Origin of the sequence: Kitasatospora sp. NPDC057223 (assembly GCF_042669755.1) — a bacterium.
Taxonomy (GTDB): Bacteria; Actinomycetota; Actinomycetes; order Streptomycetales; family Streptomycetaceae; genus Kitasatospora.
Window position 1 is genome coordinate 16,407 of sequence record NZ_JBHUWW010000132.1, and the last position, 8,582, is coordinate 24,988.

6 protein-coding genes are annotated in these 8,582 nt (G+C 67.3%); 3 read left to right on the top strand and 3 right to left on the bottom strand.

Features of this window, described 5'->3' with window-relative positions; genetic code table 11:
- The 3 genes from ACFUK0_RS32725 to ACFUK0_RS32735 form a co-directional block, all read right to left on the bottom strand.
- Positions 1-1,587, bottom strand: a 1,587-nt coding sequence (locus ACFUK0_RS32725) for a trypsin-like serine protease (protein ID WP_380256278.1), incomplete at its 3' end; no start/stop codon positions are given.
- A 37-nt stretch (positions 1,588-1,624) separates the two neighbouring features.
- Positions 1,625-2,152 carry a hypothetical protein gene (locus ACFUK0_RS32730; RefSeq protein ID WP_380256280.1) on the bottom strand — a complete coding sequence of 176 codons (528 nt, stop codon included), beginning with the start codon at positions 2,150-2,152 and terminating at the stop codon, positions 1,625-1,627.
- Positions 2,153-2,190: 38 nt separating this feature from the next.
- Positions 2,191-2,676, bottom strand: a complete 486-nt coding sequence (locus ACFUK0_RS32735) for a hypothetical protein (RefSeq protein WP_380256282.1) — start codon at positions 2,674-2,676, stop codon at positions 2,191-2,193.
- A 533-nt stretch (positions 2,677-3,209) separates the two neighbouring features.
- On the opposite strand from ACFUK0_RS32735, the gene ACFUK0_RS32740 reads away from it, so the two are divergent.
- From ACFUK0_RS32740 to ACFUK0_RS32750, 3 genes are all read left to right on the top strand, one after another.
- Positions 3,210-7,277: a polymorphic toxin-type HINT domain-containing protein gene (locus tag ACFUK0_RS32740; RefSeq protein ID WP_380256284.1), complete on the top strand. Its 4,068-nt coding sequence runs from the start codon at positions 3,210-3,212 to the stop codon at positions 7,275-7,277.
- Positions 7,277-7,825, top strand: a complete 549-nt coding sequence (locus tag ACFUK0_RS32745) for a hypothetical protein (protein WP_380256285.1) — start codon at positions 7,277-7,279, stop codon at positions 7,823-7,825. The genes ACFUK0_RS32740 and ACFUK0_RS32745 overlap by 1 nt, the downstream gene beginning before the upstream one ends.
- A 237-nt stretch (positions 7,826-8,062) precedes the next feature.
- Complete coding sequence (locus ACFUK0_RS32750) at positions 8,063-8,533, top strand: DUF6461 domain-containing protein (RefSeq protein ID WP_380256287.1); 471 nt, start codon at positions 8,063-8,065, stop codon at positions 8,531-8,533.
- The last annotated feature ends 49 nt before the right edge of the window (positions 8,534-8,582 follow it).

Here is an 8,582-nt window from a genome sequence, read left to right on the forward strand (position 1 = left end):
CCAGCCGTTGCCGCGGGGGTCGACCATGTTGAGGCGGTTGTTCGGGCCGTTGACGTAGGTGATCAGGTGGCCGTTGGCGGGGTCGGCGATGGTGGTCGGGTCGGTGGCGGCCATCGGGCCGAAGTCGACCCAGCCTTCGCCCTGGGGGTCGACGGACCAGAGGTGGCTGGCGGTGTCGCGGATGAAGGTGACGAGGTGTCCGTCGGCCGGGTCGACCACGGTACGGGGTACCGCGTTCGGCGCGAGGGCGGTGCCGGAGAGCGTGGTGGGGAACTGGGTCCAGCCGTTGCCGCGGGGGTCGACCATGTTGAGGCGGTTGTTCGGGCCGTTGACGTAGGTGATCAGGTGGCCGTTGGCGGGGTCGGCGATGGTGGTGGGGTCGGTGGCGGCCATCGGGCCGAAGTCGACCCAGCCTTCGCCCTGGGGGTCGACGGACCAGAGGTGGCTGGCGGTGTCGCGGATGAAGGTGACGAGGTGTCCGTCGGCCGGGTCGACCACCGTGCTGGGTACTGCGTTCGGCGCGAGGGCGGTGCCGGAGAGCGTCGTGGGGAACTGGGTCCAGCCGTTGCCACGCTCATCGAGCGACCACAGCTGGTTGTTCGGGCCGTTGACGTAGACGATGACGTGCTGGTCGACGGGGTTCACCACCGCGATGGGGTCGGCGGCCGCGTACGCCCCGAAGTTCTTCCAGCCTTCGCCCTGGGGGTCCACCGACCACAGGTGGGAGTTGCTGTCCCGCAGGTAGGTCACGATGTGGTGGTCGACCGGGTCCACGATCGTGAACGGCGAACCGGCAACGGTCGTGCCCGATGGCGCCGAGCTGGCCGTCCGCTGCACCCACTCGGCGATGTCGTCGACGCGGGTGTTGTAGGCGCCGTTGCGAGTGGTTTCGGTGCTGCCGAGGCAGCCGTTCTGCCAGGAGGTGCTGGCGACGGCGGCGAGCTTGGCGGTGCCGCCGCTCTCGCGGATGGTGGGGCCGCCGGTGTCGCCCTTGCAGACGCTGGCACCGGCGGGTGCGATGCCGGTGATGTCGACGCCGGTGGCCTTGACCGCGTCGACGTTGAACGTCGCGGTGTGCAGCTTGTTGGGGACCCATTCGCCCTGGGTGCGGCCGTAGCCGGCGACGCGCAGCGTCTCGCCCTGGACGGGCGCCGTGGTCGCCACCGGGACCGGAGTGACGTCGGTGACCGGGGTGGCGAGGCGTGCCATGACGAGGTCGCGGTCGGTGCGCGCGACGAGCTCCGCGACGGTGACGGTGTGCCCTGCGGTGGTGGTGAGGTCGGTGCGGCCGACAGTCACCGTGGTGGCGAGTGCGGGCGCGCCGGCCGGGACGGTGAAGCCGGGGGCCGGGTTGTCGGCGAAGCAGCTCGCCGCGGTGATGACCCAGTACGGGTCGACTAGGGCGCCGGTGCAGGCACGCTTACCACCAATGTCGAGCTTCGCCGTGTAGGCGTAGCTGCCGTTGGCGGCCGGGTCACCGGCCAGTGCGCTGGCGGTGCCGCCGGTACCGGCGCTCAGCACACCGGCCGCCACTGTCGCGGCGAGCAGGCCTGCCTTCCACGCGGTACGCGGAGTCTTGCGGAACATCAGTTCTGTCCTTCTGGTAGTCAGTGTTGGGGCAGGGTCAGCCGGTGATACGCAGTTCGACGAGGGTGGTGGGCTTGGCGCCCGTTCCTTCGCCGATTCCCTTGAAACCGTCCTTGGGGACGTCGAGGGTCTGGGTGACGCCGTCGGCGGTGAGGCTGGCGTGGACCGCGCGGCCAGCGGTCTGCACCGCGAAGACCTCGGGCATCTCGACTGCGAGGTAGCCGGTGGTGCCGTTGACGGCGAAGCAGACGCGGCCGTCGTTGTTGGTGGTGGCGCGGGTCCAGATTTGGATGCTGGTGGGTGTGGCGCAGTCGGCGAGGGTGACATGGCCGTCACCGCGCAGCAGTGTGATCCGCGGGTTGTCGGCTACGCCGGGGTAGTCGAAGTTCTCGACCGCGAAGGGCGCTGCGGAGTTGTCGGCGGGTACCGGTGCGGGTGAGGTGTCGGCTGTGGCGAGTGCCGAGCCGCCGACAGCGGCTGCGATGGCGATGGAGGTTGCGGCGAGCCAGCCGCGTGCGCGGCGCAGGCCCGCTGTCCATGTGGCGCGCGGGTTGCTGTGAAGCACGTGTGAGTCCTGTGGGTTGGGGGCGGACGTGCCCGGGCTCAGCTGGTGACGCGGAGTTCGAGAAGGGCGGCGGGTGTCCGGGGCCCGGTGCCACTGCCCCTGCCGACGCTTGCGCCGTCGTCCTTGGCGATGTTCACGGTCTGTGTGACGCCGTCGCTCGTCAGGCTGGCGCGGACGGCGTGCTCCTCGGCCTTGATGAAGATGACATTGGGGATCTCCACCGTGAGGTAGCCGGTGGAAGCGGTGGCGCGGAAGCAGATCATCCCGTCGCCGGGGATGTCGGGACTCAGGACCCGGATCTGTCCGCCTGCGGCGCAGTCGCCCAGGACAATGTGGCCGTCGCCCTGGATCAGTTTGACGTTGGGCAACGGCGAGGTGCCGGGGTAGGCGAAGTCCTCGACTGCGTAGGGGGCGGCCGAGTTGTCGTCGGCGGTGCCGTCGGCCACGGCTATGGCGGTGGCACCGAACGTGGTGGCGATGGCGACGAGGCCGGCGGCCAGCCACCTGCCTGTGCGGGTTCCCATTGACGGTTTCCTTCCGTGCGGACACTGTCTGGGCTCCCAACGGAGCCAGACCTGACTTGAGTTGGGTGACGAAGCTTTTCTTAGACGCTTGCTGCCACTGGCACCACCGTTGACCCGGTACGGATGGTTTTGCCCTTCCCTGGCAGCCTGGCTCGTAATGCGCGGCCAAATTGTAAACCATGAGGTTGCCTTCCTTCGAAGTGCCCTGAGGCAGGAATCTGGCGGACCGTCTGAATATCAGGCAACGTCAAGATGATCGATGGTACGCAGTCATGACATAGGCGCTGACCAGCAGATTTGACCGAATATCTCCCGATCTGAACAGAGACCCCTGCGTCATATATCCCATTTATGAACTGTTTTCAGATCGCGGGCGCACCAGCTTTTCTGACATTGCCGGAGCTTCGGTAGGCTCACCGCGCCGAAGCACGGCACAGTCGAACGACGGAGGGTTTACGGTGGACGTATTGACAGGCCGATCAGATCGAGGAAGGAGGAAGGGGAATTTCGGATTCCGACCTCTGGTCGGGCGTGTGCTGCCTCTTGCCCTTCTGGCCGGCCTCCTCGGAGCGGGTGGCCCGGCCTTCGCGGTCGACACCGTCGGCGATCCTCTTCCGCTGAGTGACCGCACACTGGTGGTACAGGCATGGCTCAAGGGCGGGCCGGGAGTACAGGCCCTGGCCGAGGCGGCCCTGACCGGCTCGGACCAGGATGTGCGGCGCTTCCTCGACACCGAGCAGGTGAGCGCCCAGCACAGTGACGAGCAGGTCGATGCGGCGCAGATCTTCGGCATCGGCGGCCCGAAGGTCCGTGAGATGGCGAGCAAGGCGCTCACCGGAACATCTGCCGAACTGCACGACTTTCTCGCCACCGGGTGGCAGCAGCCGCTCGAGATGGACCAGAAGACCCGCGTCGCGCAGATCATCGACGGCGCCGGGCGGGGCGTCAGAGAAGCCGGCATGGCCGCGATGACGGGCTCCGCCACCGACGTCCTCGCCTTCCTGAACGACAGCCAGTACACCGCCCGGGACAACGACGACCGCGTCAAGCTGGTCCAGATCCTCAGCGCCGGCGGCCCCAACACGCAGGCGGCCGCCAGGACCGCGCTCAACGGGTCCGTCGAGGACGTCAGGGAGTTCCTGGCGGTCGGCCAGTACGTGGCCCAGAACCGCGACCAGGAGCGCGCCAGCATCGCCCAGCTGGTGCAGCAGGCGAAGGACGCGGGCGCACAGGCGGCTCGTGAGACCCAGAGCGCCACCGAAGCATCCCAGAAGGCGGTGGCCACCGCCCAGCTCGCCAAGGACGCGGCCGCCACGGCCGCGGCCGAGACCGACGCCGCGCAAAGCGACGCCGCGAAGGCCGGCGCGGCCGCGGACCGGGCCGCGACCGCCGCCGACAACGCGGCCGATGCCGCGCAGGCGGCCATCACAGCAGCGCGAGCGGCAACCAACTCTGCCCGTGCCGCTGCCTTCGCGGCCTCACAGGCCGCCGCCGCGGCAGGCGGCGCCTCGCAGGCAGCAGCCCGTGCCCGCAGCGCGGCCGCGGCGGCAGCAACCGACGCCTCGCAGGCCTCCACGGCCCGGGCCAAGGCTCAGGACGCCGACGCTGCCGCCAAGCTCGCGGAGGAGTCCAAGGCCGCACTGACACAGGCCCAGACTTCTGCAAACGAAGCCCAGACGGTCGCCGCATCGGCGCTGAGCGCCAGCGCCAACGCCGCATCCGCCGCGGGATCGGCCGACCAGGCCGGCGCGTTCGCGGACAGGGCGGGCGCGCAGTCCGGCAAGGCCAAGCGGGCCGCGGAGACCACCCGCCGCTACGCGGCCGAGGCCACCCGCGCCGCTACCGCGTCCCAAGCCCTGGCAGGCGAGTCCGCCACGGCTGCGCAGGACGCCCAGGTGTTCGTGGACTCGGCCGTCGCGCACGCCCGCGCGGCCGCTCAGGCCGCCAACGACGCCGCCACCCACGCGGGCGACGCGAGCCTTGCGGCCCAGGCCTCCTCCGACCATGCCGCGATGGCCGCGGTCTACGCCAAGGAGAGCCAGGACGCCGTAGACAAGGCCCGCCAGATCCAGGACCTCGCCCGCCGTACGGAGGCCGAGGACCTCAAGTCGCGCACCGCCTTGGCAACCGAGCAGGCCAAGGACGCCAAGGCTGCCTACAACGACGCCCAGACCGAACAGGGCGATGCCAGACAAGCAGTGCGTCAACTGCAGGACGAGGCCAACCGTCTCGCCACCGCTGCAACCCAACCCGGCGCCACACCTGCACAGGTCGCCACCGACGGCCGCAAATTGGCCCTGCTGTCGATGAAAATCTCTGGTCCCTGGGGCAGCGGAGCCGCCCGCTCCGCCCTCTCCGGACCTGACACGGCCGTCTTCGACTACGTCAGGACCGGCCGTAGCCAGGCCGCCGCACTCGACGACCGCGAGCAGCTCCAGCGTCTCATCCTGGACTCCGACGATCCGGCAGTGCGCAGCGCGGGCACAGCCGCCCGCAACGGCGACGCCGCGACGATCACCGCGTTTCTCACTGCCGGGCAGTACCAGGCTGCCGCCACCAGCTACCGCATCAGCATTGCCCAGATCACCGACCACGCCGGTCCCTCGGTCAAGGCCGCAGGCACCGCAGCCCTGACCACCAACACCCCTGCGGCCCTGCGCGACTTCCTCAGCGTGGGCTTCCCGGCCGCACAGGCCTCGGACGACCGCATCCTCGCCGCCCAGCTCTACGACGTAGGCGGCCCCGAACTCAAGGCCGCCGCCTGGATCGCCCTCGAAGCCCCGCCGGCTCAACTCCGGGCCTTCGCCGCGGAAGGCCAGTACACCGCGCAGCGCAAGGACCACCTCGCCGCCACCCACATCGCGGACGTCCAGGGCCTCATCGCCGAGGCCTCCGCCGTCGCCGCGAACGCACAACAGAACGCGGCCGAGGCCGCCCGGGTAGCAGCCATCGCACGCGGCGCTGCCAACGAGGCCAACGGCTTCGCGAACCAGGCCAGCCAGTCGGCCGCGACCGCCGCAGGATTCGTCACCCAGGCACAGACAGCAGCAACCCAGGCCCAAACCGACGCCAACAACGCCGCCCAGGCCGCCAAGACCGCGACCGCCGCTCAGGCATCCGCCCGCCGCGACACCGCCGCCGCCCTGTACTCCGCCAGGCAGGCCCAGATCTCCACCGTGCGGGCGAGATATTCCGCGAGCGTTGCTTATGAGGCGGCCGATGACGCTCGCCGCTCCGCCGAGGCTGCGGGCAAGGATGTCACCCTCGCCAACCAGGCATCGGCAGAGGCCTTCGGTGCCTACAACGCCAAGGTCGACGCCGAGCAGAAGGCCGCCATCGCGGCAGCGGAGAAGGCCCGCCAGGACGCTGAACTCGCCGAGCAGAAGGCCAAGGACGAGCAGGCCAGGCAGGCGAAGCAGGACGCCATCGACAAAATGACGGCCGAGATCAAGAAGCAACAGGATGAGAAGGACCAGGCAGGCCTCTGGTACTCCCTCATTTCCCAGAGTGTTCACCTCACTCTTGATGTCATCGGCGGCGCCGGCGGCATGGTCGCCCCCGGACTCGCCGACATCGCCGACCTCCTCAACTGCGCCTACTACGCAGTTGAAGGAAAAATGGCCGACGCCGTCACGTCATGCCTAGGCGCCATTCCCATCGCTGGTGACGCCGCCGCCATGGCCAAGTTCGTTCAGTGGAGCAAGAAGTTCGGATCCTGGGGTGAAAAAGCCCTCGAATTCATCAAAAAGATATTCACGCGGCTCCCCAGTGCGTGTAACAGCTTTCCGGCTGGAACACGTGTCCTGCTGGCTGACGGATCAACGCAACCGATTGAGCTTATCCGGACCGGAGACCAGGTCCTCGCCAGCGACCCTGAGACAGGTACTACAGGCGGGCGCAGAGTTGACGCCACGATCTACACTCCCGATGACCGTGACTTCACTGACCTGGCTATAACGGCTGCAAATGGCCAGACCGGTACCATTACTTCGACCGACCACCACCCGTTCTGGTCAGAGAACCAGCACGTTTGGCGTTACGCAGCCGACTTCAAGGTTGGTGACCTTGTCCGGACAGCATCCGGTCATCCGGCTCAGGTCAGCTCCGTCCATCACTGGAACGCCCTCCAGGCGGCGTACAACCTCACCGTCAACTCCATTCACACGTACTATGTACTCGCTGGCACCACGCCGGTCCTGGTACACAACACCGGATGTCAGCTATATCCCAACCACTACCCTCAAACTTTGGATAAGGAACTCGCGGACGCGGCGAGGCTGGGCGCTGCTCCAACTTCTGTGGGTACTGCAAAATTCGATGCCGCTATCAACTCTGGCGACGGCAGAATTAAATGGGCAGTGCTAGAGGACGGATCACTCGTCGTGATGCCGAAATTCGTGACCGGCGTCGAGGTCTCGCATTCCGTCCTGAGCGGCGGAGCTCCAGTCCGGGCTGCAGGTGAGGCTGATATTGCCGGGTCGTCTGGGGATGGGTATTTCGGCATCATGATCAATGATCACAGTGGTCACTTCTTCGAGCCAGGTTGGAATGTGGCGCAAATTGGTGAAGATGCGTTCAAGGCGGCAGGAGTTCATTTCTAGTGACAGGTAGAACTGACAAGCTCGCCGAGCTCGATCTTCGCGAACTTGCCGAGGCTCTGGGCGCACGGACTCTCGGGGTATCTGAGTTGGGCCCGGGTCAGTGGTTGGGTGTTGTTGAGCTGTTGACACTACGTCTGACCGATGAATGCGATCAACTTTCCGTTGAGTCGTGGGCTACCTGTTCGAGGGCGCTCGCATATACGCTCGAAGCGGCGGTGGATTCGGGTTCGATCGATCACCACGAGGCAGTGGTTCGCCGCCTGAATCTCTCGGCTGCTTTGCTGCGACGTTTTCCGCCGAACATGGAGATCGACCTCCTGAACCCGAATCGCGTGGTAGAAGTATTTTTCGGCGAGATTTCGATGTCGACCGAAGAGGCGCGAGAGAAGTCGGTCGATTGGCGGAATCAAGACATTGCAGATATTCGTCGGCTCAGGATTGCAAGAGGCTTGGTATGGCCTACGCTCCTAGCTGTACATGCTGCCTTCGGAGATGAATTCGATCCCCGTCTAAAAGAATGGGAAGACATATTTCCATCACTTCCATAGTTAGCTGACCGCAGGAGCCCGTCAGAACTAATTCTGGCGGGCTCCTGTTGGAGCTGCCGTGCTGGGTCGTCACCTGCCAGACGTTGTAGGGGACGACATCGTGCAGGCCCAGTACCGCGGTTGCGGCTGGCCCGCGGTCCTGCTGCCGTCCGGCCGTCCCGATGTCGCTGTGTCGGCCGACCTGCGCTCCGGGCCTGTTGCCGTTCTGGGCATCGTTTGTACTGGGTCGCCGCTGCTGTGCCGTCCGTCCGGTCTGCGGTCGCTCCGGCCGCTGCGCGGGAGGACGCCCAGACCCGGCAGCTGGAGGAGGACATCGTCATGTGGCGGGCCGGGGTCTACGGCGGCTGGGCCTTCGCGATCCAGGCCTGGGGCTCCGGCGTCCTGACCGACGACGTCCTCAAGGCCGTCTCCGCGGGCACCCGCGCGGTCACGCTGACCAGCACCGCGACGATCCCCTGGTTCAACCACTACGACCAGTCCGAACAGATCTGCAGCTTCGACCCCAGCATGCCCTGGCTCCGGCACGGCGCATCCCCCGAGCACCTCAACACCGCCATACTGCAGGCCGGCCTCGGACCCGAACCGCACACCCGCAGGCCCGACTACGTGGCCGGCATGCTCCTCCTCGGGGAGAACGCGTTCGGCCTCGACCTGCCCTACGACGCGGTCGTCCAGGGCGAACTGCTCGGCGCCGTCATCCCGGGCTGACCACCCCACGGCACACGGCGGCCCCGGGAGAAAGCACCCTTCTCCCGGG